23 protein-coding genes are annotated in these 24,604 nt (G+C 41.3%); 13 read left to right on the top strand and 10 right to left on the bottom strand.

The window, feature by feature from the left end; all coding sequences use genetic code 11:
• Nucleotides 1–257 precede the first annotated feature (257 nt).
• Entirely contained in the window at nt 258–860 is a 603-nt protein-coding gene (locus tag Q0541_RS28985; protein WP_298919432.1) for a heme-copper oxidase subunit III, read from the top strand.
• 327 nt (nt 861–1,187) lie between these two features.
• Nucleotides 1,188–1,694 (top strand): DUF1993 family protein, encoded by a 507-nt coding sequence (locus Q0541_RS28980; protein WP_298919430.1) that lies wholly within the window; start codon nt 1,188–1,190, stop codon nt 1,692–1,694.
• Nucleotides 1,695–1,787: 93 nt separating this feature from the next.
• Here the strand turns inward: Q0541_RS28980 and Q0541_RS28975 are convergent, their stop codons facing one another.
• The 4 genes from Q0541_RS28975 to Q0541_RS28960 all read right to left on the bottom strand — a co-directional run bounded on the left by Q0541_RS28975 (nt 1,788) and on the right by Q0541_RS28960 (nt 5,989).
• Complete coding sequence (locus tag Q0541_RS28975) at nt 1,788–2,567, bottom strand: hypothetical protein (RefSeq protein WP_298919428.1); 780 nt, start codon at nt 2,565–2,567, stop codon at nt 1,788–1,790.
• 575 nt (nt 2,568–3,142) lie between these two features.
• The gene (locus tag Q0541_RS28970; protein WP_298919426.1) at nt 3,143–3,979 is read right to left on the bottom strand and encodes a protein-glutamate O-methyltransferase CheR; all 837 of its coding nucleotides are present in this window, start codon (nt 3,977–3,979) and stop codon (nt 3,143–3,145) included.
• A gap of 221 nt (nt 3,980–4,200) precedes the next feature.
• On the bottom strand, nt 4,201–4,737 hold the full coding sequence (locus tag Q0541_RS28965) for a hypothetical protein (protein WP_298919424.1): 537 nt from the start codon (nt 4,735–4,737) through the stop codon (nt 4,201–4,203).
• A gap of 685 nt (nt 4,738–5,422) precedes the next feature.
• A complete protein-coding gene (locus tag Q0541_RS28960) occupies nt 5,423–5,989 on the bottom strand; it encodes an HD domain-containing protein (RefSeq protein WP_298919422.1) in 567 nt (188 codons plus the stop codon).
• Between the two features lie 189 nt (nt 5,990–6,178).
• Between Q0541_RS28960 and Q0541_RS28955 the strand changes: the two genes are divergently transcribed.
• The 3 genes from Q0541_RS28955 to Q0541_RS28945 all read left to right on the top strand — a co-directional run bounded on the left by Q0541_RS28955 (nt 6,179) and on the right by Q0541_RS28945 (nt 8,458).
• Nucleotides 6,179–6,754, top strand: a complete 576-nt coding sequence (locus Q0541_RS28955; protein ID WP_298919420.1) for a Uma2 family endonuclease — start codon at nt 6,179–6,181, stop codon at nt 6,752–6,754.
• A 378-nt stretch (nt 6,755–7,132) separates the two neighbouring features.
• Nucleotides 7,133–7,873: a DUF2993 domain-containing protein gene (locus tag Q0541_RS28950; protein ID WP_298919419.1), complete on the top strand. Its 741-nt coding sequence runs from the start codon at nt 7,133–7,135 to the stop codon at nt 7,871–7,873.
• A 33-nt stretch (nt 7,874–7,906) separates the two neighbouring features.
• A complete protein-coding gene (locus Q0541_RS28945) occupies nt 7,907–8,458 on the top strand; it encodes a DUF2231 domain-containing protein (protein ID WP_298919417.1) in 552 nt (183 codons plus the stop codon).
• A gap of 147 nt (nt 8,459–8,605) precedes the next feature.
• Here Q0541_RS28945 and Q0541_RS28940 read toward each other — a convergent pair whose 3' ends face one another.
• Nucleotides 8,606–9,568: a TauD/TfdA family dioxygenase gene (locus tag Q0541_RS28940; protein ID WP_298919415.1), complete on the bottom strand. Its 963-nt coding sequence runs from the start codon at nt 9,566–9,568 to the stop codon at nt 8,606–8,608.
• Nucleotides 9,569–10,160: 592 nt separating this feature from the next.
• Complete coding sequence (locus Q0541_RS28935) at nt 10,161–11,009, bottom strand: CmcJ/NvfI family oxidoreductase (RefSeq protein ID WP_298919413.1); 849 nt, start codon at nt 11,007–11,009, stop codon at nt 10,161–10,163.
• Between the two features lie 326 nt (nt 11,010–11,335).
• Here Q0541_RS28935 and Q0541_RS28930 point away from each other — a divergent pair, with 326 nt between their 5' ends.
• Nucleotides 11,336–11,620: a metalloregulator ArsR/SmtB family transcription factor gene (locus tag Q0541_RS28930; protein ID WP_273764291.1), complete on the top strand. Its 285-nt coding sequence runs from the start codon at nt 11,336–11,338 to the stop codon at nt 11,618–11,620.
• 26 nt (nt 11,621–11,646) lie between these two features.
• Here Q0541_RS28930 and Q0541_RS28925 read toward each other — a convergent pair whose 3' ends face one another.
• Nucleotides 11,647–11,889, bottom strand: a complete 243-nt coding sequence (locus Q0541_RS28925) for an ATP-binding cassette domain-containing protein (protein ID WP_298919408.1) — start codon at nt 11,887–11,889, stop codon at nt 11,647–11,649.
• 545 nt (nt 11,890–12,434) lie between these two features.
• Here Q0541_RS28925 and Q0541_RS28920 point away from each other — a divergent pair.
• The 3 genes from Q0541_RS28920 to Q0541_RS28910 all read left to right on the top strand — a co-directional run bounded on the left by Q0541_RS28920 (nt 12,435) and on the right by Q0541_RS28910 (nt 14,232).
• Nucleotides 12,435–13,391: an aldo/keto reductase gene (locus Q0541_RS28920; protein WP_298919406.1), complete on the top strand. Its 957-nt coding sequence runs from the start codon at nt 12,435–12,437 to the stop codon at nt 13,389–13,391.
• A 219-nt stretch (nt 13,392–13,610) separates the two neighbouring features.
• Entirely contained in the window at nt 13,611–14,027 is a 417-nt protein-coding gene (locus tag Q0541_RS28915; RefSeq protein WP_298919404.1) for a DUF2809 domain-containing protein, read from the top strand.
• Nucleotides 14,005–14,232: a DUF167 domain-containing protein gene (locus Q0541_RS28910; protein ID WP_298919402.1), complete on the top strand. Its 228-nt coding sequence runs from the start codon at nt 14,005–14,007 to the stop codon at nt 14,230–14,232. Before Q0541_RS28915 ends, Q0541_RS28910 begins: the two co-directional genes overlap by 23 nt.
• A 104-nt stretch (nt 14,233–14,336) precedes the next feature.
• Here Q0541_RS28910 and Q0541_RS28905 read toward each other — a convergent pair whose 3' ends face one another.
• A complete protein-coding gene (locus Q0541_RS28905) occupies nt 14,337–14,963 on the bottom strand; it encodes a glutathione S-transferase family protein (RefSeq protein ID WP_298919400.1) in 627 nt (208 codons plus the stop codon).
• Nucleotides 14,964–15,163: 200 nt separating this feature from the next.
• Between Q0541_RS28905 and Q0541_RS28900 the strand changes: the two genes are divergently transcribed.
• The 4 genes from Q0541_RS28900 (at nt 15,164) to Q0541_RS28885 (ending at nt 18,449) form a co-directional block, all read left to right on the top strand.
• Nucleotides 15,164–15,889 (top strand): SOS response-associated peptidase, encoded by a 726-nt coding sequence (locus Q0541_RS28900; RefSeq protein ID WP_298919398.1) that lies wholly within the window; start codon nt 15,164–15,166, stop codon nt 15,887–15,889.
• A gap of 179 nt (nt 15,890–16,068) precedes the next feature.
• Nucleotides 16,069–16,590, top strand: coding sequence for a photosystem I assembly protein Ycf3 (locus Q0541_RS28895; protein ID WP_298919396.1), 522 nt, complete (start codon nt 16,069–16,071; stop codon nt 16,588–16,590).
• 90 nt (nt 16,591–16,680) lie between these two features.
• Nucleotides 16,681–16,971, top strand: coding sequence for an Asp-tRNA(Asn)/Glu-tRNA(Gln) amidotransferase subunit GatC (gene gatC / locus Q0541_RS28890; protein WP_298919394.1), 291 nt, complete (start codon nt 16,681–16,683; stop codon nt 16,969–16,971).
• A gap of 509 nt (nt 16,972–17,480) precedes the next feature.
• Entirely contained in the window at nt 17,481–18,449 is a 969-nt protein-coding gene (locus Q0541_RS28885) for a glutathione S-transferase family protein (protein ID WP_298919392.1), read from the top strand.
• A 331-nt stretch (nt 18,450–18,780) separates the two neighbouring features.
• Here the strand turns inward: Q0541_RS28885 and Q0541_RS28880 are convergent, their stop codons facing one another.
• Together Q0541_RS28880 and Q0541_RS28875 are read right to left on the bottom strand one after the other, a co-directional pair.
• Nucleotides 18,781–20,142, bottom strand: a complete 1,362-nt coding sequence (locus Q0541_RS28880; RefSeq protein ID WP_298919390.1) for an efflux RND transporter periplasmic adaptor subunit — start codon at nt 20,140–20,142, stop codon at nt 18,781–18,783.
• Nucleotides 20,143–20,236: 94 nt separating this feature from the next.
• A complete protein-coding gene (locus tag Q0541_RS28875) occupies nt 20,237–23,707 on the bottom strand; it encodes an efflux RND transporter permease subunit (RefSeq protein ID WP_298919389.1) in 3,471 nt (1,156 codons plus the stop codon).
• Nucleotides 23,708–24,604: the final 897 nt, after the last annotated feature.

Here is a 24,604-nt window from a genome sequence, read left to right as displayed (position 1 = left end):
AAATCTGAACCGTTGACAGCTAACCTACGCGAAAACACTCACTCAACATTGACAAACGCAGACTGACTTTTATTTAGGAAGCAAAACCCTTTTTAAATCTCGTTTCCAGGTACTACCTGGAAATGTTCTTCATTGGCCTACTGCCGCGAGTAAGAAAAGCGGCAGCCCTCCTGTGGGCATTAAGAGCTAGAGACTAGGAACGAGGAAATGAGGCAATTACACATCGCAGTCTAGCAAGCTAAAGGAGAATTCCACCAATGGACAGTTATATCAATTCAAATGAGTTGCATCAGACAAGCGCAGAACATAGCCACGACGAAGAAGGCAACAAGATGTTTGGCTTCATTGTGTTCTTACTGTCTGAAAGCGTCATTTTCCTGAGTTTTTTCGCCGGATATATCATCTACAAAACAACAACTCCTAACTGGCTACCAGCTGGTGTTTCTGGACTAGAAGTAAAAGATCCGACAATCAACACAGTAATTCTAGTCGCCAGTAGCTTTGTGATTTACTTCGCCGAACGCGCCCTTCAACGTCATGACTTAGTGAAATTTCGCCTGTTTCTCTTGGCAACAATGGCGATGGGAACTTACTTTTTGGCTGGACAAGCGATTGAATGGAGCCACCTGGAGTTTGGCTTCACCTCCGGGACATTCGGTGGAACGTTCTATCTACTAACAGGTTTCCACGGTTTGCACGTTCTCACTGGCATTTTGTTGCAGTTGATAATTTTGGTACGTTCTTTCATCCCTGGTAACTACGACACTGGTCATTTTGGTGTAAATGCAACTTCGTTGTTTTGGCACTTCGTCGATGTCATCTGGATTATTTTGTTTGTCCTTATCTATGTTTGGCAGTAAACATTAGACTTCTGGTGATAATACGGTCTAAAGATATTTAGAATTAAAGATACACACAGATGAATCTGTGTGCATCTTTGTTTATCAGCAACTCATCTAATCGGATGGGATTACCAAGGTAGCCGATTAATCTACACATAAAAAACGACTTGCTGAAAGTGTAAGGAAATTAAGTTGCCCCGATATCAATCGAACCTTTTAACTATGCAATTCCTGCAAAGTCTTACTAACTTAACAACTATTTTTTATATTGTGTATGCTTGAACTATGACTTTAGTCATGCTTTTGTTTGTGTCTTTCATTAAACTTTTTCCGGATAAATAATCAATGACCATTTCAATGTACCAAGCTTCAATACCCGTGTCTATTCGCACACTGAATAACCTTGTAAGTATTCTGGAAAAAGGTGCTACATACGCTGAAACTAAAAAAATAGATCCTTCTGTGTTGATCAATAGTCGTCTATCCCCAAATATGTTTCCATTATCAAAACAAGTACAAATTGCCTCTGACATAGTAAATAGAGGTGCAGCACGACTAGCAGGGATAGAACCACCCCAGTTTGAGGACAATGAAACTACATTCCCTCAACTTATTGACCGCATTCATCAAACTATCTCTCATTTAAATACATTTAAACCTGAGCAAATTGACGGTTCAGAGGAGAGAACAATTACCCTTAAGATGGGTGACAACACTCTTGATTTTCAAGGAATGCCATTTCTCCTATATTTTGTTTTACCAAACCTTTATTTCCATGTCACAACAGCATATGACATTCTCAGGCACTGTGGTGTAGAACTTGGTAAACAAGACTTTCTTGGTCAGCCTTAAAATGAAAAAGCATTTAGGCAAATTAAGAAATAACTTGCCTGAATGCTGATTGAACTCGCTTTATCTATTTTCCTAATGCAGTCTACTTCTTTTTCAAACTAAATAACTCGTATTTGGTACGATCGCAAAAAAGGCATACTCATACCAAGCAGTCCAGATGAAACTACGAATCCATCGCTGACGTTTTTCGGGACTCAATTCATATTCAAACGCCCCACGAGATACATCAATGGAAGATAGGTGAGAGTTACAACCGCAGCCGTGTTGATAAGTAAAACCGTATTTGGAAGCAATACTTTGCACCTTCATCTGGATAGCAAACACCTTACCTGCATGGAGTATGGCATCCCAAGCACGTTTATGTTCGATATCGCGCTGATCAAATCTTAAGGCGCGTTCTTCAAAAACATGATCGCGGTAAATTGGTGCTAGATGCACATGATAGAAGCTGGCAGGTAGTTCATAACCAAACTCATTGAATAAATCTATGCCAATGCGAGCCACTTTTTCTTCATCAGCATAATCTGTGCCCTTTGACTTCACATCACGGAGAATTTCTGCAAAATTTGGATAGCTGTGTTTGAGAAAGTCTTGCCCAAAAAAGTCAAGGGTTTCCCATGCTAGCTGTGCAAATAGCTGGGAAAATGAGGGTATCAAGTGAGCCAGTTGGGGGCGATCGCTAAACAAGTCAACATCACCATGCTTTAATTTGTATAAGAACAACTGCGCCATCTCAACGTAGCTTTGGGGATAGGAAAGTCCGACACTCGTGGTTCCTCTAGCAATGTCTTGCCATATAGAAGGTAGTTGAGAAACGTGAACCGCATTTTCTCCAGCAATGACTGCAACAGGAGGACATTCGAGAAGTTGCATCGACAATCTCCTTTAAGACTCTAATGTGTAATTTACCTTAAGCGATCGCTAAGTCTATCTTCTGAACACAATTAAAAATGTTTGACAGACTGTCTTTTGACAGCGATGTCTACCAGGGGCTATGACGCTCTCTTACGAGACGCTGCGCGTAGCTTGCTTCCCCGTAGGGGTACGCTATCGGCGTCGCAATTTTATTCATAATATTTTTTATAGAAAATACTTAGTGCTAATTTAAATGCACTTTTAGTGAGAAGATGTTTTAAAAGTATTAGGCGATTAGAAGCATAGGTGTCAACTTAAGCACTAACCCGTTTAAAACCTCACTTCCATTTCTCTCTCCAAAAGGTCGAGAGGCTTTAAACCCTTATTCTCCTTGTAGGGAATGAGGGTTAGGTTTGGGAGTTTTTGATATTAGCAATAATACTTTTCAAATATCCTCTAAGAGGTTTTGCGTAGTAAAACCTGTCCCTCTCCGACTCCCAGAGGAACAGACTTGAACTTTAATTCAAGGCAGAGAGATGTTTGTCGAACTCACGTAAAATCACGTTCATCTAGTGGTTCAAACAGCCTGGATTTTAAGCACCAGCTATTTTTTTGTATAGTTTATCCCCTTTGACTATCTCTTCATAGTGCTGTTCATAAGAGGTAAACCTGATGGATTCTTGTTTTCCTAAACCCAAAATGCCAAAGGTGCAGAGGCTATTATAAAACAGTTCGTGTACCCGCTTTTGAAGTACCTGATTAAAATAGATGAGAACGTTACGACAAAGGATGACATTAAACTCATTAAAAGAACTGTCAGTTGCTAAATTATGCTGGGCAAAGACAATATTTTCTCTTAAGGATGCTCGAAAAATAGCGTTATCATAAGCTGCTGTATAATATTCTGAGAATGACTTCTTGCCGCCTGCTTTCAAGTAAAGCTGGGTATATTCCTGCATCAGTTTTAGGGAAAAAATGCCACTTTTGGCACTTTGTAATACCTTCTCATTAGTATCAGTGGCATATATGCGGCAACGGTGATAAAGTCCTTCTTCTTGCAGCAGAATTGCCATTGAGTAGACTTCTTCACCAGTGGAGCATCCAGCGTGCCAGATCCGAATAAACGGATAGGTTTGCAAAAAGGGGATAACTTGATTTCTGAAGGTGTTATAAAAGCTGGGATCACGAAACATTGATGTTACATTCACCGTCAGACCAAGCAAAAACCTTTCCAAATAAGCACGGTTGTGAAGTAATCGCTCTTGCAAAACAGAAACATTAGCTAATCCCTCTAATTCCATGAAGCTGTGAATGCGGCGCTTGAGTGAGGAAAGAGCATAATCGCGGAAGTCATAACCGTAGTACTGATACATCCCTTCCAAAAGCAGATGTATTTCGATGTCCTCCAGAGTAGGTTTGGGCAAAGCCATAGTACGAATTAGCCTATATGCTGAACCAGCTATTTAAATATGCTGGCAATACAACGAGTTAAGTTGCTTGAAGTTAGCAAAACAACTGTTTCCCAAAAAACCTCATGGAGCAAAAATTATTCACATTTTGGGCTGGTAGGGTTTTTAGAATCGAAGTGAATTTTACACCGAAAATAGTTTGCTGGATCTATTAAATTTGCTCATAGTGCTAGCTATGAGTTTCAGTTTAACCTAGCGGCTGTTACTCCTAAAACAGCGATCGCTATTATTGAAATCCCAGCTAGCCATCGGACTTGCTGGCGCAGATTTTTAATCTCTTGGCTTATATTTTCTGTATGTGGTATCGGATATGGTTGAAGTTCTGCAACTTCAACAGCTACTTTTTGGGGTCTATTTTGGGTCTTTTCAAAAGTAACTTGCGTGTGTAGCCAATTAGTAATTAGTTGGGGACAGTTTTTCTTAAACCAATTTAGAGCCAAGGTTCTAAAAACTGGTTTGGACATTCGGGCAATTAATTTCATCACCCTGTTTAGAGGCTTCAAGCGAAGCTTTTGATTGATCAAATTCACTGAACCAACGTCATACAGACAATCCAGAATTAGTTTCACAGTGGCTTCTTCACTGTTGATCAAGTTTTGCAGTAAAAGCTGAACATCGTGCATCCGCTCTGCTTCAAGATACTTTTCTGCCAATATTTCTGGAGGACTTACTGAAGGACCTACGGTTGTATTTAGAGCGTTTTGTCTTATTATCGTCATATTGGTAACATAGCAGCCATAATAATGTAAGTACACCTATCTACCGAGAGAAAGATTTTTTATCTAGAGAAAGAACCTAAAAGCGAAAATTCGTTCATGAGAGACATGACTATATTATGTCTGTAAATTACTTATACTGACCTTGCGGTATAGTGTAGGCTTTCCAATTCATTAGGGATTACCTGTATCATCATAGATTTTTTACGTCCCGATGATTTTGGCTTTTAGACAAATATTTTGTTCGTCTGGTCATTGTGGTCTTTAAGAGTTCTCGTTTGACTCGAATTTGGTCAGACCTGACTCTTGACTTGCAATTTCATCTCAACACTGATTTTTCAGGTAAGTAGGTACAAATAAAGCTAACTATCTAATGAAATGTAAAAAAGTTGAAACCCTTGTGATTGCTTCACTTCACTTTGCTCCGTACCCTACGGGAAGGCTTACGCCAACGCAATGACATGTTTATAAATTTTCCCGCCTATCTACTGACAGTGTGAGCCTTCTTGCTGTTCAAGGTAAAAAAGCTATTTGTCTAGTACAACACGGCGGAAATAGAACAACCATTTAAAAACCCTAAAGAGCTTATTCCGTAATACTTTTGACTTTTGACTTTTGACTTTTGACTTCCGCCTTGCGGTACTAGTTCCTTATAAATCTTTTATCTACTTCTGGATAAATAAATTTTTTATTTAGATGCTAATACCTCAATTTCTGCAACGACGCGTTCTAATTCCTCAATGATTATAGTGGTTCCAGTCTTCCTGAATGTATCCACAAGCGTCCGATAATACCAAAGAGTACCTTCTTTACGCCCCTGAAAACGTTCCCAAACTGATTCGCCCAAAACGCGATAATCTTTGAGAATAGACTGGGCGTTGTAAAGTTTATCTGCTAATGACACGAGCAATACTGATGGAGAAGCGGTAGGAATATGACTAATGTATGCCTCCTTGCGCTGTCGCCAAGGGGGTTTTGGAGTTGTATCAGCGTCAGTACAAGCATCTACAATTGCTGTTACATTGTCACCAAAGCGGCGGCGAATTTCTTCCCGTGTTGCGGCCCCACCTTGGTCTTCGATCGCATCGTGTAAGAGGGCTGCGATCGCTTCATCTTCATTTGCTCCGTATTCTAAAGCAATACTGGTGACACCTAATAAATGGGCAACGTAGGGAACACCTGAACCTTTACGAACTTGGTCAGCGTGCAATTGGGTAGCGTAGGTGAGGGCTGCGGTAAAACGTTCTGAGAGCATTGTTTTGAAAGAATAAAACAGCTTATAATCAGATATTGCACTGCTGCTAATGTCAATTTTATAACAAACCGCTCCAGACACAGAGAATGCAGAGCAGGAGAGGGGTACAGAAGTAATTGAATCTCAGCCTAAAATTGAGATATCTATCACTAAAATTGAGACATCTATCAAGCTTGCTATGAAATCATCATGACCAGCGAAAAAATAACGGTGCAGTCTTTGTATACTGTCACTGATGAAGAATTAATACTGATGAGTTCGCAAAACCCAGAACTGCGGTTTGAACGCAATGCTAATGGAACGTTAGAAACTATGCCCCCAACTGGTGGAATTTCTGGTAATCGAGAAATAAAAGCAGGAGCCTATTTGTTGAATTGGGTAGAAAGTCAGGATTTAGGTGAAGTTTTTAGCTCAAGTACAGGTTTTAGATTAGCAAATACTGCTGTCAGAGCACCTGATGCTGCTTTTGTGGCTAAAGGACGTTTGCCAGAAGGTTGGGATGAAGAAGAAGACAAATTTGTTAATTTAGCACCCGACTTTGTAATTGAAATTCGTTCTAAAAATGATAGTTTGGCAAAACTCAAAGCCAAGATGGAAGAATATATTGCTAATGGTGTTCAATTAGGATGGTTAATTGGTAGAAAAAATCAACAAGCTTTAGTTTATCGCCGGGATGGTTCAATTACTCAATATCCGGCTACAGTAATATTAAGCGGTGAAGATGTTGTACCTGGGTTTATGCTGCCTTTGAAAAAATTATTGTAAAAGCGATGCCTACGGCTGGCTACGCCTACCCATTTGATATGATCATGTGCCGCGCTAAACAAAAATTCGATTCTATATGATGTTGCGAATCTTTTTTATTAAATAGATTTTAGCAAAAGTTCATAGATAAACAATATAACTATTAAGTTCTATATATTCAATCTTTCTTTTGAGTGATATCGGATAATCAAACGTTCTGCATCTACGCCTTAAAAACTCTGGATAAAAAAGCAAAACTTTTGATTATAAATAATATAATTATCCTTTTAGATAGACAGGATTTAAATCTATCTTACATCGTAAGATAGATTTAAATATGATAAAAATTATTTAAAGTAAATCCAGGAAATAGTATTTAAATCGGGAGTTAATTTAATAATGGCAGACAGTCCTGGATTAGGAGAGCAAGCGCTCAATAAGGCGGCAGAAATAGGATTATCTAGCCAATTAGATGAAGTAGAAAGTTTAGATGTAAACATCAAAACCGATCCGCTGAAACTGGTTCAGGGAGAAGTGGATTCGGTCACGATTGAAGGTGAAGGTATGGTTATGCAGAAAGACCTCCGCATGGAGGAATTTGACATGCAAATGACTAATGTTGCCATTAATCCCCTGAGTGTAGCTTTCGGCAAAATTGAACTCACTAAACCTACAGAAGCCAATGCACAGGTTGTGTTAACTGAGACTGATATCAATCGCGCCTTCAACTCAGAATATGTACGATCGCAATTGCAAAGTCAAAAAATCAATGTTAACGGGCAACTGACGACTATTGAGCCTCAAAATGTAGAGTTTCGACTACCAGGTGATGGAAAAGTAGCAATAAATGCCACTATGAAAATAGTAGAAACAGGTGAAAATCAGCAAGTTGCTTTTTCCGCAGTACCCCGGATCAGTGCCAATGGAAAAACTGTTACTTTGGAAAATGTCGAGTATGGCGAAAGTGGAGAAATATCGCCAGATTTGACAAAAGCTTTAATAGATCAAACTAGCGAACTTTTAAATTTGAGTAACTTTGATTTAGAAGGAATGAGTTTGCAAGTTAACCAACTAAAAGTAGAAGTAGGTAAACTAACTCTACAAGCTCAAGCTCATGTTGAACAAATTCCTTCAGATTAAAAATAAGACGCTAATAAATTCAGGATATTAATAATGGAAACTACAGACACAACACAAACAAATTCAACACCTTTTCCAAATATTCCACCAGTTATTGAAAGTAACGATAGTGAGTATCTTGATAGCGGCGTACCCAGTACAGTTGCGATCGCAGGACATCCCCTACATCCCCTGAGTGTGACCTTTCCCATCGCCTTTTTAGCCGCCGCCTTGGGAAGCGACATCGGCTACTGGTTAAGTGGTGATTTTTTCTGGGCTAGGGCTTCACTATGGTTAATCGGACTAGGATTAGCTGGAGGCGTCCTTGCATCAGCAATTGGCCTGAGCGACTTTTTTAGAATTGAACGAGTTCGCAAGCGCAGTGCAGGTTGGGCGCATTTAATACTTAACGTTTCTCTAATAGTTTTAAGTCTAGTCAACTTCCTCCTGCGCTTGGGCGACGCTGAATCCCGAATACTACCTTGGGGACTGGTTCTCTCGCTCATTGTCGGTACGCTGGTTAGTGTTTCCGGTTGGTTCGGTGCTGAACTTTCCTATCGTCACAAAATCGGTGTTGTGGGTGCAGGTAGCAGAAGATATCCGTAAATTATTCCTTGTCTTTGAGCGATGGGATATTTTTTTATTTGGAAGTCCCTTACTCTAATGGTAATTAGATTTGCCTAAATAGTTATCTGCTCTAATTTCATGCTGGGCTGCGTCAGATACAAGCAGCCCAGTTTAGTAGTTTGTAAATTATGAAAGCACTGATTGTGTTTCCAACTTCTGGGCTTTTTGCTTGAAGACGGTTGGTACTTCTGAGCTGAACGCCTCACCTTGAACCACTTCTGAGCGGAAACCATCAACCCCAACTGGAACATCGCCAGTGATGGTGGTGCGATATAGGAGACGCTCGACATCCAAATGATCCAAATCTTGAGGAGCCAAATGCACGGTAGCACGGTTGTCCCAGAAGGCGATATCACCGTTGTTCCAACGGAAACGGGTGGTATAGGCAGGCTTGGTGATTTGGTTAAAGAACAACTCAAGCAGTAGCTTGCTCTCTTGTGATGACACATCAACAATGTGTGAGGTGAAGCCAGGGTTGATGAACAACGCACGCTCACCAGTCTCAGGATGAACCCTTACTACTGGGTGGATTGAGACTAGTGGATTCACAGCGATGCGCTCGGCGAACTTGCTGTTGCGGGGCAGATACCCACTCCCATTAAAGCGATGTTCAGCTTTCAATGTGTCTGCTAGCGCCCGTAGAGGTGCCGACAGACCCTCATAAGCGGCAACGAGATTACTCCACTGGGTGTCACCACCAAAGCTAGGGACATTAACCGCACGTAAAATTGACGCTGCTGGCGGGTTGATAGCCGCTGTTACGTCTGTGTGCCAGGGGCCTCCAGTACGAAAACCGTACTGTTTCTCATAGAGCCTCCGGTCTACGGGTTTGATCTGCGGAAATCCCGGAACTGGTTCAGGCTCTCCGAGTGGATGCGCGAAAGTCACTTCGCCGAAACGAGATGTGAATTCAACCTGGGCAGCATGATCGATGTTCTGTCCACGAAAGAACACGACTTTCCACTTCAATAGTGCTTTACGAATTTCTTTGACTTGATCATCATTCAGAGGATGGGAAAGGTCTACGTTACTGATTTCGGCACCGATGAAACCAGCTACTTGTTTGACTTCGATATGTTTGTAGCCCATGTAGATTCTCCAGAGTTTGATCCATAGGGTGGTGTTTGCACTCGTCTATTTCTTTTGGAATTTTGCTATCAAGTGCAAGCAAAATTCTAAAGGAAGCGATCGCAGTTGAAAGTATTATACGTTATCTTGATAGATTTACCGTAGTATTAATTATTGTATTTTTAGACTGCCGGAACAACAGAGGTTTATAACATCTCATCAGAGGCTCAGAAGTGCCCAGAAATAAAATGGCTCTGTACCACGACTGATTTGAGGCATCCAATTTATCAAATGTGGCTATTGGCTCTGATACCCGCATCGTCACAAGATGCTATTAAAAAACTGCGTTTATGTCTGTCCTGTGTGCGGTCACATTTAGGATAAATACGAATAGCAGTAAGTTTAGATACAGCCCTTGCCCTGACTGATTAAGAGCTTGTAGGCTTTTAACCAGTCAGGGAATTGACCAGAGGCAGCAGCCCTCTGGGAATACATTCCCAGTCTAAAGACTGGGAACAAGGTGACACAAGCCTTTGGGCTTTTTATTAGTGCCATTCGGATAAAGACTTAAACGCAGCTAAAAAGATTGACCATTGGTCATTCTCTGATGAATCTATTCGGGGTAGAAAACTATCGTCCTTAACTCAATGCTTTGACGAGGTGGAGCATCTGGTGGGCTAGTGGGGTCATCAAATCCAGTATGGGCGGCAAACCTGGCCCGTCCTTCTTCTGCGGAGTCAAAGCACTTAATAAATAGCGCTTCGTCTTGTTGCATTTGCGGGAAATAAAACCATTGATGTGATGGGTTATAGGTTATTGCGTAAGTTTCGCCAGCGTAATTGGGGTACAAGAGATCACTAGCTACAAGGTCTGTAGGTACGATAGAAAAAGCGTCGCACACTGCCAATGGTGACTCCTCAACTGGTGCAATAGGTCGCCAAATGTTAATCAGTGCAAACCTTTTTTGTAGCACTTGATCAATGTTATCTATTCCCTGCTCTGTCAATACCTTGCGGGCGCGAGTATGGCCAGATTTGGCTGTAAAGTCATTATGCACGCGCTTGACAGGTTCCCTGATTTCGTTCTCGCCCGACTGCGAACGTTGAGCGTTACGAAGAGTGTGATCGAATATTAGTACTTCAGTTGCACCTGTCACCTCTTTCAATAATTGCTTGGCTTCAGGATAATAGACGCTGCGGATCTCATCTTCATCATAGAAATCACTGACTTTACTTTCATGTGTAGCAAAGTCGAAGCCTTGGCGCTCTAAGGATACTTTATTTGAAATTGCCCGTGCATTATGGATTGGCACTTTGTGTGTCTCGTACTTTCCGTTGGAGCGGGGAACCCCTACTGGGGGTTCATAGGCATAGATAAAAGGCTTTTCTGCCATTGGGGTGAGGTAGGTCAGTTCTGCCTCAACTTGTTTCAGGTCAGAGAAAAAACGATTGCCTGTGCTCATTGCTTATATCCTTGTTCAGAAGTTCAGACAGATAAGATCCTGTGGAGTTGGAGTGCAATTCACGCTCAATATCTGGCAATTGATCGCAATTACATCTAACGGCGTCCAGAATTACAACACGCCTCAGCTATGTTGTAAGAGTAGGACTCAAAGTAGCTGTTGATGTTTGTTAACGTCGTATCTCGTCAGGAATCTTCAGTACTAGAGAATTATAGTTAAATACTTATTTAACCATTGCAGTAATTAGCATAACAGAATTTTCGCAGAATAGTCAAATGATTATTTGAGTATTTTAGTAAAATGCCAGATCCTGCTATGATATGGGGATGATTGAGAAAATAAATTACGAAAACCGCGCTAAAATCTTTACGGCTCTTTCAGATGCGACACGCCTGCGCCTAGTAGATTTACTGTTGAATACTGACGAAATCAGCTGTTCAGAAATTGCCGAGCAGTTGGGTATTAGCTTATCTCTTTCTTGTCACCACTTGAAAGTTTTGACGGAAGCAGGTTTGGCGAAGAATTACAAAAAAGGGCAAACAAGATACTACTCAATTGATCGTGCTGTTCTCAATAGTACTTTGGAGAGTTTAAATAGTCTTATTAGATGAATAGTATTGTATACCAATATTGGCTCTTAACTTTGGTTGTGATTAAGGACAATTGAGTGTATTGCTATTGACATACATTTGATGGGCTGAAAACCAGCGATCGCTTTTAGCAGGCTACTCTTTTCACAACCCGATGACCCAATAATTACAAACTTTTCTTTTGGGTTCACAGCAAAGCTTATATCTTCTAGAGCCGGAAACCGATGTCTACCTTCTTTATAGATAATCTGAACATTTTTTGCTATAATTAATGATTCTAATTTCCCCATTAATTTAATCTCCTTCAACGCATTTAAGCGCAGGTAAAATTAATTCATCGATTAATTTAGGCTGCTGATTTAGCATCCCTATTTCATGCATAAATTCTCCATATTTCAGGAAGGCTCTTGGCTCAAAACCGTATTTTACAGCTTTATTAGTAATCCACTTTTTATATGCTTAAATCGCTTGAATTTTATCATTTTTATGCCTCTTGTAGCTGCTTTAATAAGCCTCGTTCTTGCATTTAACATTCCTGATTAATATTAATTATTTACAAGGGTATACAGATATAAGCTTTTATCACGTATTGCATCTAAAGGAGAAATAATATATCTTTATATTTCAACAAATACGGTAAATCAATAGAGATGCAGTATTTGTTAAACCTAAACCAAAGTATCACACAGTCACAACCAAAAAACAAGGTGTGTTAAGAAGTTTGTAACTTTTCACTGAGACCTCCGTGCCGTGGAGAGCAACTATATTTATGTATGGGGGTAAGGCACGGACGAATTGATTCGCCGTCAAATAAGGATAAAGGAGTGCAGTGTTGATGGAAAGACTTAAACTTGGACGTTCCGGGCTAGAAGTATCACGACTATGTTTTGGCGGCAACGTGTTTGGGTGGACTATTGATGAAGATACTTCATTTGAGATTTTAGATTACTTCATCAAGGCTGGAGGTAATTTTATTGACACTGCTGATGTCTATTCCAAATGGGCTACAGGCAATCAGGGTGGAGAGTCGGAGATCATCTTAGGGAAGTGGCTCAAGCAGCGAGGCAACCGTGACCAAGTGGTGATTGCCACTAAAGTTGGCAATGATATGGGTATTAAAGGCAAAGGACTTTCTCGTAAATACATCCAACAAGCTGTTGAAGACTCATTGCACAGGTTACAAACCGATTATATTGATTTGTATCAATCACATATCGATGATGAAAGCACTTCCCTTGCAGAAACCCTAGAAACTTATGGGGAATTAATTCATCAGGGAAAAGTGCGCTTCATTGGTGCTTCCAATTATAGTGCAGAGCGTTTGGCACAGGCATTGCAAATCAGCCAGCAGCATAGTTATCCTCGCTATGAGAGCCTTCAGCCTCGTTATAACTTGTATGACCGATCCGAGTACGAGCAGGAGCTACAACAAATCTCCCAAGAACAGGAAATTGGTGTGATTAGCTATTCCTCTCTGTGTAGTGGCTTTCTCTCTGGTAAATATCGCTCAGAAAAAGACCTGTCTATTAGTGCCCGTGGTAATTCTGTCAAGAAATATTTGAATGCTCGTGGTTTAGCAATTTTAGAGGCACTAGATGAAGTCGCCAAGATTTATAATGTGACTCTCACCCAAGTTGCTTTGGCCTGGCTAATTGCACGTCCCACTATTACCGCTCCTATTGTTAGTGCTACAAAAGTTGAGCAGCTTCAAGATATCATCAAATCTGTAGATATTAAACTTGAGCCAGATGCTATTGATCTTCTAAATCAAGCCAGTTCCTGGAACAAGTAGTTCAATAAACATTCAACCAACAAGCCAGATAGTACCAACAAGTGCCCCCACAATGAGTTGACGTAGAAAGAGAAGATAAGTCCGCGTGGGCGGACTAGCCTTCCCTACAGGACGCTACGTGTAGCTGGCTTTTGAGTAGGGGTATGCCTAAGTTTGTGTAGCTGCGACTTCCAGTTGTTCGGGCTGCTAAAATTTTGCTTAGTCTCTAGTTTGTAGAAAATGCTTCGACACCGTAACCAAACAATATTTATTATTCTTTCTGTGCTCATCGTTGTACCGATGGGCTTTTTGTTTAAATATTATAACGGGCCTGCCCATCACTGGTTTAATGACTACGGAGCCGCTGTATTTTACGAAATATTTTGGTGTCTATTTGCATTTTGGTTTTTCAGAAGTCGGGTGGCAGTTATCCAAATTCCTATATGGGTTTTTGTCATCACCTGTATACTAGAATTCTTGCAACTTTGGCATCCGCCACTATTAGAAGAGATTCGCGCCACCTTGATAGGTAAATTGTTACTTGGTACTACCTTTGTTTGGTGGGATTTTCCTCATTATGTATTGGGTTGTGTTTTAGGTTGGTTGTGGCTGCAACAATTACAGAAAATAGGTTATGCAAAAAAAAGTCAAGGTTAAACCTAATTCAAAACAGCAAAAGATTGAAGAACAACTTGATGGCAGTCTGACTGTATATTTAAAATCGCCCCCAGTTGATGGTAAGGCTAATGAAGAGTTAATTAAACTACTAGCAGATAAATTTGATCTACCTAAATCTCATATCAGAATTAAGTTAGGTTTGTCCTCTCGGCAAAAGCTGATAGAAATTGATACAGATATTTAGTTGCTGCTTAGTAACACATTTTTTGAAAATTTCTCCTGATGAATGTGAGGCTATATCCCACCCAGTACATCCTCTACTAGAGCCAATAACCTAGAGACAGAAGCTCACAAAACCAAATTTTTCTGCTGTGTAATACTGATATACCTTGGTTGAGCTTTGACTCTTTCTATCCAAGCTTGAATAGCAGGAAATTGTGTCAAATCAAACCCACCTTCATTAGCTACATGAGTATAAGCGAACAAGGCAATATCAGCGATCGTGTAACACTCTCCTACAAAAAAAATCTGAGAAGTTAAGTGTTTATCCATCAGGCTAAGTGCTGTATAACCCGGTTCACGTTTTTGCTTAATAGCTTCACTATATTCTTCAGTTTTACCTAAAATAGAAATCCAAAATCTTGATGTAGCAATAAAAGGCTCATGGCTATATTGTTCAAAACATAGCCATTGCAGCACCTGCGCTCGTAAAAAGCGGTCATATGGTAAAAACTCCGTACCTTCACTCAGATATACCAATATGGCATTTGATTCTGCCAAATATTTCCCTGGCTCAATTTCCAGAAGAGGTATCTTACCGTTAGGATTTTTACTTAAAAATTCTGGTGTTTGGGTCTCGCCTTTCAAGATGTTAAGCTCTATTCTCTCAAAAGGCATACCTAGTTGTGTCAATAAAAGACGTATCTTATAACCATTGCCAGATGGTAAAAAATCGTACAGACGCAGTAGTTCCATGTTAAAATACAGTTAGTAATATGTTGATAATTGAAGGTTCAAAATACAATATCTTACCAAAAGATTTTCCAAAAACCGGATAATTTTTTTTAGATTTAGCATCTGAGCGTACTACATAAAATTATCCGAAAAAATAAAAAAAAATATTATTTATTTCTAGATTGAGATGTTTAATTTAGTTAGGGATCGAGAATAAAAGTATGTGTGGAAGATTTACTCTAAAGCAGTCAGCAGCAGGATTATCTCAAGTTTTCCATGTGGAGTCAGTTCCCGATTTAGCAGCCGAATATAACATTGCACCTACGCAAATGGTGGCAACAGTGTTACAAAATCCCGAAAGCGAAAAGCGTGAATTTAAGCAGTTGCATTGGGGCTTAATTCCGTCATGGGCGAAAGATGCAGGAATGGGGGCAAAGCTAATTAACGCTAGGGCAGAAACTGTTGCCGAAAAACCCGCTTTTCGTTCGGCTTTTAAGCACAGACGCTGTTTAGTGCTAGCTGATGGCTTTTATGAGTGGCAACGGCAACAAGGCAAAAAACAGCCGTTTTATTTTCATCTTCAAGATGGGCAACCCTTCGGCTTTGCAGGTTTGTGGGAGAAATGGCGATGCCCACGGCAACCCGAAGCGGGAACGCCTGCTAACGAGGAAATAATCTCTTGTACAATTTTGACAACGGCAGCTAACGAATTACTCCAACCGATCCACGAGCGGATGCCAGTGATTTTAGAGCCACAAGATTACGATTTATGGCTAGATTTACAAGTGCAAACGCCCCAAACCCTACAGCAGTTATTGCGTCCCTATCCAGCGTCAGCAATGACTGCCTATCAAGTTAGCACCTTGGTAAACAACTCTCGCCATAATAGTCAAGAGTGCATCATCCCACTCAGTAAGAAGAATGCCACCGCAAATCAGTTAAATTAGCTATTGAGTGTACTAGGGGATTGGGGAGATGAGGGAGCAGGGGAAGAAAAACTATTGATTATTGCCCCATGCCCATTACCTCTTATCCCCAGAGGGAACCCCAAGTTCCCCAATCCCCATTACCCCTTATCCCCAGAGGGGACCCCGAGTTCTCCAATCCCCAATCCCCAGAGACAAATATGCCAAGAACACAAAAAAACGATAATTTTGTTGACAAATCCTTTACAGTAATGGCGGATATCATCCTGAAAATCCTGCCAACCAACAAAAAAGCTAAAGAAGCGTTTGTTTATTATCGAGATGGCATGTCAGCCCAAGCAGAAGGGGAATATGCTGAAGCATTGGAATACTATGAAGAAGCTTTAACACTAGAGGAAGATACAAACGATCGCGGCTATATTCTTTACAATATGGGGCTAATCTATGCCAGCAACGGCGACCACAAAAAAGCTTTAGAACTGTATCACCAGGCAATTGAGTTAAACCCACGTATGCCCCAAGCCTTGAACAACATCGCTGTGATTTATCACTACCAAGGTGAAAGGGAGAAAGAAGCTGGAGATAACGAGGCTGGCGAAGCACTGTTTGACCAAGCAGCAGACTATTGGATTCGAGCTATTCGCATGGCTCCCAATAACTACATCGAAGCCCAAAACTGGCTGAAAACCACTAAGCGATCGCAAATTGACGTATTCTTCTAAAAGTGATGAGTTAGGAATTATGAATCATTCACTCCTAACTCTTGTACAGACGCGATTAATCGCGTCTCTTCTAACTCCTAACAAAAAAATATGATTGACCAAGAACAAGTTCATAAAGTAGCTAATCTTGCTCGTTTAGAATTGACTCCAGAAGAAGAGGAACAATTCACTACCCAGTTAGGAAATATTTTGGATTATATTGAACAGTTGAATGAACTTGATGTTAGTAATGTGCCCCCAACAACACGGGCAATTGATGTCAGCAACATCACACGAGAGGATGAATTGCAACCCTATCCAGACCGGGAAAGCATTCTTAAAAGTGCGCCTGAACAAGAAGGGGAGTTTTTCAAAGTGCCAAAAATCCTCAACGCTCAATAGTCAAGCAATTTTGGATTTTGGACTTTCCTGCGGAACGCTACGCGAACGGCTCCTTTCGGCAACTCTTGGAGACGCTCTTGCTAGCAAGATCCCCGTAGGGGTACGCTCAAGGCGAGTCGTTCAGTCGAACGATTTTAGATTTTAGATTGACCCCAGCAATTAAGTCACTTGCAAGGCATAAAATGTTTGGAGAATGGAAAAATATAATTATTCTCGCGTTCTAATTCGCAAGTCTCAAACATGCATTAAATAATCGAACGCAAGAATCTTCTCTACGAGAGGCTCCGCCAACAATTCCATTTTCCAAAATTAAAAATCTAAAATTTGGTCAAAAGTCAAAAGTCCAGAGTTTTAGATTCTTCACTCTTGACTAATAACTAAATACAACATTTCATTAATTCGTAGCGAAATAAATTAGGCAAAACTCTGTGTCACTTTGCGTTTACTTTGCGTCCTTCTGCATTTAAAAACATTACGTTTTTACGCAAAACTGTACTAAGGAGATAATTATGGGTTTGGGAATTCTTAAGAATGGTCAGTGGGTATCTCAAAGAGATCAAGAAGACTCAGAAGGTAAATTTATCCGTCCATCAACAACTTTCCGTAACCACATTACATCTGATGGTTCTAATGGTTTGAAAGCTGAAGCAGGGCGCTATCATCTATATATTTCTTGGGCTTGCCCTTGGGCGTGTCGCACCGCCATTATCCGCCAATTAAAAGGACTCCAAGATGTCATTGGGTTATCGGTCGTTGCAGCAGAAATTGCTCAAAATAGCTGGGAATTTGGCGATGAACCGGGGTGCATTCCCGATACAGTCAACGGTACTCAATATCTTTGGCAACTTTATCTGAAGGCTGACCCTAACTATAGCGGCCGGGTGACAGTTCCAGTTTTATGGGATATCCAAAATGGGACAATTGTCAATAATGAATCCCGTGAAATCATCCGCATGTTTGATACAGAATTCAATGCTTTCGCTAAACAAAATATTAACTTTTATCCAGAACATTTACAAAAAATAATTGACGAGACGATTGATACAATTTATCAACCAATAAATAACGGTGTCTACCGGGCGGGATTTGCTACCACTCAATCGGCTTATGATAAAGCAGTAACGGAATTATTCACGGCTCTCGATTACTGGGAAAAAATATTGGGAAATCAACGCTATCTTTGCGGAAAGGAAATTACTGAGGCGGACTGGTGTATGTTCACTACTCTGTTTCGTTTCGATGTAGTTTATTATGTGCATTTCAAATGCAACTTACGTAGGATTGTAGATTATCCGAATCTGTGGAATTATCTCAAAGAACTTTACCAACTGCCGGGAGTCAAAGAGACTTGCAATCTTGACCACATCAAACGGCATTATTATAAGAGCCATCCCCAGGTTAATCCAACTCGCATCGTCCCAAAAGGGCCACTGATTGATTTTGATGCACCCCATAACCGCGATAAAGTATTTGCTTGATTAACACTGCTGACCTTTAAATATTTTGTTCGCTTGTCATGTCATCGCTTCATTTTTAGTATTAATAGTCCTAACTATATTGATGTATATTTTCTCCTCAATCCTGAAGGAATTAGCGCCAATGATACAGCAGTTACAGGTGTACTTTGTACTACTTTTAGCTTCTAGTACAAGAAGTCAGGGGACAAAGGGGCAATTGAAGAAGCGATGCCTTTGGCAAGCAGCAAATTAGAAGTTAATGGAGTACACCCTCCCTTCCCCAAGGTATCGGGGAGGGTGGGTTAATGTACCTCACTTAGATGAAAAGCGCTGTAAATTGACAACATTGAGTCTACTTTTTTTGTGCAACTGGCTGCACGCGCAAACCCTCTGTCTCATCAACCGTAGGAGTGGCAATTAACGATTCATTTCCTGTCAAACCTGATGTAATTTCGACTTCAGTACCATAATCTCGCCCAACGACAACTTTTTGATAATGCACTGTTTGATCTTTGGTTAGAGTTGCTACCTGCGTACCTCCGGCGTTATTGACTAAAGCACTATCTGGCACAACAAACGGAGTATTAGTGCGATTAATGGCGAATTTAACAGTGGCATACATCCCAGGTCGCAGCGTCGCGTTGTAATTCTCCACTTCTAATTGTGTTAGCAAAGTGCGAGTATTTGGATCTATAGCGTTGCTAGTACGCACTACTTTACCCGTAAACACTCGTTGTGGTAACTCTTTAACTGTAATTTCTGCTGTTTGACCAGTCTCAAATGACGGTGATAAACTCTGTGGAACATTCACATTCACATCTAGCTTGTCATAAGCAGCAATAGTATAAAGGCTGGTATTGCTAGTGCTGGTATTGCTAGTATTGGTGTTACTACTAGTATTGCTGTTGCCACTACCTGCTGAAATTAAAACACCTGTATTTACATTACGTGCGGTAATCACCCCTGCAAAGGGAGCAGTGACTTTCTTGTAAGACTGCAATACGGTATTACGCTGGAAGTTTGCTTGACTTGCATAAACGTTAGCTTGTGCTGCTTTGACGTTAGCAGAGTCAGAATTGATAGTATTTTTTGCTGCCTCAACGTTGGCAAGATTAGCTTGATATGTGGCATATCTTGTATCTGCATCTTGTTGAGGCACTGCACCTTGCTTGACAAGAACACTCCAGCGCTGCCAACTCTGACGTGCGATCAATAGATTAGCCTGGGCTTGCTTCAAATCAGAAGCACCTTTAGCTAAACTAGCACGACTTTGAAGGACGTTAGCTTGTGCTTGTGCTAACTCTGCCTTTGCTTGCAAAACTTGCTGATCTATGTCTGGTGAATCAATCTCTGCTAATAACTGACCAGCCTGCACGCGATCGCCAATGTCTGCATACCACCGCCGCAAATACCCAGTACTGCGAGCGTAGATGGTCGTTTGGTTAAGGGCTACAACACTCCCAGGTAGTTCCAAATTGGTAGTAGCAGCAGCGCGACGAGCAGTGATAATGTTGACTGAGGTTAAGGTGCTTGCTTCCTTGACTGCTGCTTGTAATTCTGACCTTTGGCTTAACCGAGGCAGAATACCTATGGCTAGTAGGCTACCAAAAAAAACAGCACCAATTACAGCCCAACCAATTCGACCGATGCCGCGCCTTTGTTTTCTAGAAGTCGTTTGTTGTTCTAAATCAGGAGATGGAGGCTGAGAATCCATAGGTAAGCTGTCCCATATTATCTAATTTGCAGAAATTCAGCAGCTAGAGTCATTACCATCATTGGCTTTGGCAATTATTGAACAATGAAATTGCTTACTCCTTGCCTTGGGATGATGACAAGGAATATGCAGTCTGTAGATCTGAGAAATTTAAATCTTCATCATCCTGATCAATAGGACGAGGTTGTTGACGCCGTAACATGCTGTATACAACAGGTACAAAGATGAGAGTTGCAACTGTTGCAGCTGACAAGCCGCCAATTACAGCGCGACCCAAGGGTGCATTCTGCTCACCACCTTCACCAAAACCGAGGGACATTGGCACCATACCAATGAGCATGGCTAAGGCAGTCATTAATACAGGACGCAACCGCGTGTGACCCGCCGCTTGCGCTGCTTTATAGGCATTTTGCCCTTCTTGACGCTGGTCATTAGCAAAAGTGATCAGTAGAATACTGTTTGATGTCGCCACACCTATACTCATAATTGCACCCATTAACGAAGGAACGCTAAAAGTAGTGCGGGTGACAAACAGCATCCAGACAATACCAGCTAAAGCACTCGGCAATGCCATCATAATAATCAGGGGATCAAGCCAAGATTGGAAGTTCACCACCATTAAGCAGTAAACCAGCACAATTGCAAACACAAGTCCGAAACCAAGTCCCAAAAAAGAAGAGTTCATCGTTTGCACTTGCCCGCGGACATTAATCTGACTACCGTGAGGCAATTTTTTCTTATAATCAGCGATGATTCGATCTACATCGCGGGCAACTCCCCCTAGATCGCGATCAGAAGAGTTAGCGTAAATATCGAAGACTGGCTGAATGTTGTAGTGATTCACAACTTGCATCACTGTGTCGCGTTTGACACTAGCTAAATTACCTAAAAGTTGGGGTGCGGTTTGACCGTTGCCAACTGGCGTATTTTTCAGGCTGTCAATAGAGTCAATCTTGTACTGGGGAACTTGTACAGCAAGGGTGTAACTTACACCTTTTTTGGGATCGAGCCATTGGTTAATTGCGGCTTGACCGCTTGAACTTAAAGAAGTGAGAACGCTATTGGCAACATCACGCTGAGTCATACCCAGTTGTTGAGCCTCAGTGCGATCTACATTAAGACGTAACTCTGGGGCATCGACAACTTGCTGCATGTGTACATCTACAGCACCAGGAATGAGCGTCATCTTTGCTTCGATTTCTTTGGCAATTTTAAAGTTTGCTTTTGAGTTTTGCAGAGGGCCAGATATTTGCACGTCAACAGCAGCAGGCAAACCGAAATTCAGAATTTGAGTAACAATATCAGCCGGCTCAAAAAAGAAGGTGTAATTGGGAAATGTCGCTTTCAATTTCTGGCGGAGTTGCTTGACATAAGAAAAAGTTGAACCAGATTCTTTGAGGGACACAAGAATATCAGCATCAGCCGGGCCAATTGTAGCACCGTTGTAGCCATAGGTAAGGTTAATACCACTGTTGGGTAAACCGATATTATCCAGAATCTTCGAGAGATTTTCTTTCGGTACAGTCTGGCGGATAACGCCTTCGACTTGGCTGACAATTCTTTCTGTCTCTTCCAAACGAGTACCAGGTAAGGCTCGAACATGCAGGCTAAACTGACCACCATCGACTTCAGGGAAAAAGTCTTGACCGACGAACGGCAATAAAACTCCTGCACTTACTATAAAAGCACCAAACAGCACAAAGACTATGCGGCGGTGATTTAATGCTGAGGTTAGGACATCGTAGTACCAACTGCGAAATTTCTCAAATTGCCGGTTAAACTTTTCGTGTAGCCGCCATATCCAATCTTTCTTAACAGGTTCGGCAGTTTTGGTTGTTGCTTCTTCTGTTTGGTGACGATCGCCATGACCATTATTATTTTGGACTGGCGAATGGCTATGGTGGTTGTCGCGACTATCATAGATTTCGACTGGTGAATGGGTGTGGCGATCGCCATATCCATTATTGTTTTGGACTGGCGAATCTATATGATGGTTGTCACGACCATTATTGTTTTGAACTGGCGAATCTATATGATGGCGATCGCTATGACCATTATGATTCTCGCTTTCTCTATGCAAGTGCGCTTCATGTGGTAGGAAATAATTTGCCATCGTCGGTACTACAGTCCGAGACAGCACATAAGAAGCAAGCATGGCAAATACTACCGCCATCGCTAGCGGGACAAACAGGTACTTTGCCACTCCACTCAGAAACACCACCGGCACAAAGACAATACAAATACATAATGTTGCTACAAGTGCTGGAGTTGCGATTTGCTGCGCTCCATCCAAGATTGCTCGCTTGATTGGTTTACCTTGTCCAAGATTTCGGTGGATATTTTCAATCTCGACTGTGGCATCATCTACAAGAATACCGACAGCTAAGGACAAACCCCCCAAAGTCATAATGTTGAAAGTTTGTCCCAAACGACTCATCACAATAATCGAAACCAGCATCGAGAGGGGAATCGATACGGCTACAATTACAGTGCTGCGCCAACTTCCTAAGAAAACCAAAATCATCAGCGCGGTGAGACATCCTGCAATCAATCCTTCTTTGAGAACGCCTTGAATCGAAGCCTTAACAAATACAGATTGATCGAACAAAAACGCTAAATTCAGTCCTGGGGGCAAGGTGGATTGGATGCGAGGCAAAGCTTTTTTTACCCGATCAATCACATCAATAGTTGAGGCATTGCCACTTTTGAGAATACTCAGTAAGCTTGATCGCCTGCCATTTTCACGTACTATGTTTGCTTGTACAGCAAAGCCATCTCGTACCTGGGCAACATCGCGAATGTAAGTTATGTTACCATTAACTTGCTTAATTGGCAAGTCGTTGAGGGCTGACACTACATCTGGACTATTATTGATTTGTACGGCGAAGTCGCGAGCGCCTATCTTCATATTGCCCGCGGGCAAGACCAGATTTTGAACACTGACAGCATTAGTCACATCTTGGGCAGAAACGCCTTTAGCCAACATCGCTTGGGGATCGATATCAACCATAATTTGCCGAGGTTTACCACCATAGGGCAAAGGTACACTCGCCCCTTGCACTGTTGCTAACTGAGTGCGAACAAAGTTGGTAGCATAGTCGTTGAGCGCTTGTTCCGGCAAGTTTTTGCTGCTGACACTCATCTGGATAATCGGTACGCTAGAAGCGTTGTACTGAATGATGAATGGCGGCGTGATCCCGGGTGGCAAAGGACGGAGAATTGTTTGGCTGACAGAGGTGATTTGAGCGACGGCTGAGGCTATATTAACGCTCGGTTGGAAGAAAACCTTGACGACACTAACACCACTTAAAGATTGAGACTCAATGTGTTCGATGTCCCCAACAGTTGTTGTCATGGCACGTTCGCTAATTGTTACGATTCGCTGTGCCATTTCCTCAGATGTAGTACCAGTATAAGTCCAAACTATACTGACAACCGGAATGTTGATTGCGGGAAAAATGTCAACCGCTGTGCCAAATATCGTTACTACACCCAAGATCACAATCATTAAGGCAGCGATCGCGAATGTATACGGAAGACGTAAAGCAATTTTGACGATCCACATGCAATTTCCTTTTAGATAGGTTTAGCGCTCTATCATCACTATTGCGAGAGAATAATTTAGAATCCTTCTTACAAGTGGCTTTTGTCAAAAAGCCACAATTTTGTGCATTGTATTAGAAAATAAAAACTCAAACCCATTTCTTGTCTTGTATTAAAAATGGCATCTGATTTCTCGTTTTCTAAAGTGATGAAACAGAGTTAGATATATAAAGGTCTACTGAAGATATCGTAAATAAATGTAACGCGTTTTCTCCTTTGTGATCCATGTCACTAGTCATAGATGCTATTAACGAAATATTTCTTAACATTAAACAAACAGGTGTTGGGTCAATCCGGTTCGGTTAAGCTTTAAGCAGTATTGAGTACAGAGAAGATGAGTGTTTCAATTTTGGCTCCCATTCCTTTGTGTATCAGTTTCTTGGAAGGAAATTTAGCTCTAGTTTTTTTACTGCTCGCGGGTTCTATTACACACACTTTACGATTCTTTTCTTCGCAACGCTGCACGAACCCAAGAGCGTCTTGTAGAGTTGGAGTATGCTTCATTCGCAATTGACTTTTAACGATTTTAGTAAATTTTTGCATTCGGATGCTCCCCAGATGCGAGCCTATAAGGATAGCCCAATAAAAGGGCTGCTGAATAATTAACTTGTGAGAAAGGTCTTTGTGAGCTTCTACGGTTATAACAGAAGCCGACATTAGGATACACTGGCTTTTGAATACACCGAAAGTTTATCAGTGACTTTATTTGTCGCTGTTAGTGACTTTCTGCCTAGTGTCCCATCGCTTTTTGCTGTATGAAACTTACTCCGATCTACGGTAAGTCTCCCTCAATAAGGTTTCTTAGCATCTAAAACGACTCCCACTGTTTTGAGGCTATAGCTTTAGAATATTTACAAGC

The organism is uncultured Nostoc sp. (genome assembly GCF_937863485.1).
Classification (GTDB): Bacteria; Cyanobacteriota; Cyanobacteriia; order Cyanobacteriales; family Nostocaceae; genus Nostoc.
The sequence above is the reverse complement of the archived record's forward strand: the minus strand, read 5'-3'. Positions and strand labels throughout refer to the sequence as shown.

Coding starts and splice junctions, on each gene's coding strand:
- Q0541_RS28885 (WP_298919392.1), top strand. CDS start 17,481: ATGGGTTTGGGAATTCTTAAGAATGGTCAGTGGGTATCTCAAAGAGAT.
- Q0541_RS28950 (WP_298919419.1), top strand. CDS start 7,133: ATGGCAGACAGTCCTGGATTAGGAGAGCAAGCGCTCAATAAGGCGGCA.
- Q0541_RS28920 (WP_298919406.1), top strand. CDS start 12,435: ATGGAAAGACTTAAACTTGGACGTTCCGGGCTAGAAGTATCACGACTA.
- Q0541_RS28925 (WP_298919408.1), bottom strand. CDS start 11,889: ATGGGGAAATTAGAATCATTAATTATAGCAAAAAATGTTCAGATTATC.
- Q0541_RS28985 (WP_298919432.1), top strand. CDS start 258: ATGGACAGTTATATCAATTCAAATGAGTTGCATCAGACAAGCGCAGAA.
- Q0541_RS28915 (WP_298919404.1), top strand. CDS start 13,611: ATGCTTCGACACCGTAACCAAACAATATTTATTATTCTTTCTGTGCTC.
- Q0541_RS28965 (WP_298919424.1), bottom strand. CDS start 4,737: ATGACGATAATAAGACAAAACGCTCTAAATACAACCGTAGGTCCTTCA.
- Q0541_RS28900 (WP_298919398.1), top strand. CDS start 15,164: ATGTGTGGAAGATTTACTCTAAAGCAGTCAGCAGCAGGATTATCTCAA.
- Q0541_RS28970 (WP_298919426.1), bottom strand. CDS start 3,979: ATGGCTTTGCCCAAACCTACTCTGGAGGACATCGAAATACATCTGCTT.
- Q0541_RS28955 (WP_298919420.1), top strand. CDS start 6,179: ATGACCAGCGAAAAAATAACGGTGCAGTCTTTGTATACTGTCACTGAT.
- Q0541_RS28930 (WP_273764291.1), top strand. CDS start 11,336: ATGATTGAGAAAATAAATTACGAAAACCGCGCTAAAATCTTTACGGCT.
- Q0541_RS28880 (WP_298919390.1), bottom strand. CDS start 20,142: ATGGATTCTCAGCCTCCATCTCCTGATTTAGAACAACAAACGACTTCT.
- Q0541_RS28960 (WP_298919422.1), bottom strand. CDS start 5,989: ATGCTCTCAGAACGTTTTACCGCAGCCCTCACCTACGCTACCCAATTG.
- Q0541_RS28910 (WP_298919402.1), top strand. CDS start 14,005: ATGCAAAAAAAAGTCAAGGTTAAACCTAATTCAAAACAGCAAAAGATT.
- Q0541_RS28875 (WP_298919389.1), bottom strand. CDS start 23,707: ATGTGGATCGTCAAAATTGCTTTACGTCTTCCGTATACATTCGCGATC.
- gatC (WP_298919394.1), top strand. CDS start 16,681: ATGATTGACCAAGAACAAGTTCATAAAGTAGCTAATCTTGCTCGTTTA.
- Q0541_RS28940 (WP_298919415.1), bottom strand. CDS start 9,568: ATGGGCTACAAACATATCGAAGTCAAACAAGTAGCTGGTTTCATCGGT.
- Q0541_RS28975 (WP_298919428.1), bottom strand. CDS start 2,567: ATGCAACTTCTCGAATGTCCTCCTGTTGCAGTCATTGCTGGAGAAAAT.
- Q0541_RS28945 (WP_298919417.1), top strand. CDS start 7,907: ATGGAAACTACAGACACAACACAAACAAATTCAACACCTTTTCCAAAT.
- Q0541_RS28980 (WP_298919430.1), top strand. CDS start 1,188: ATGACCATTTCAATGTACCAAGCTTCAATACCCGTGTCTATTCGCACA.
- Q0541_RS28905 (WP_298919400.1), bottom strand. CDS start 14,963: ATGGAACTACTGCGTCTGTACGATTTTTTACCATCTGGCAATGGTTAT.
- Q0541_RS28895 (WP_298919396.1), top strand. CDS start 16,069: ATGCCAAGAACACAAAAAAACGATAATTTTGTTGACAAATCCTTTACA.
- Q0541_RS28935 (WP_298919413.1), bottom strand. CDS start 11,009: ATGAGCACAGGCAATCGTTTTTTCTCTGACCTGAAACAAGTTGAGGCA.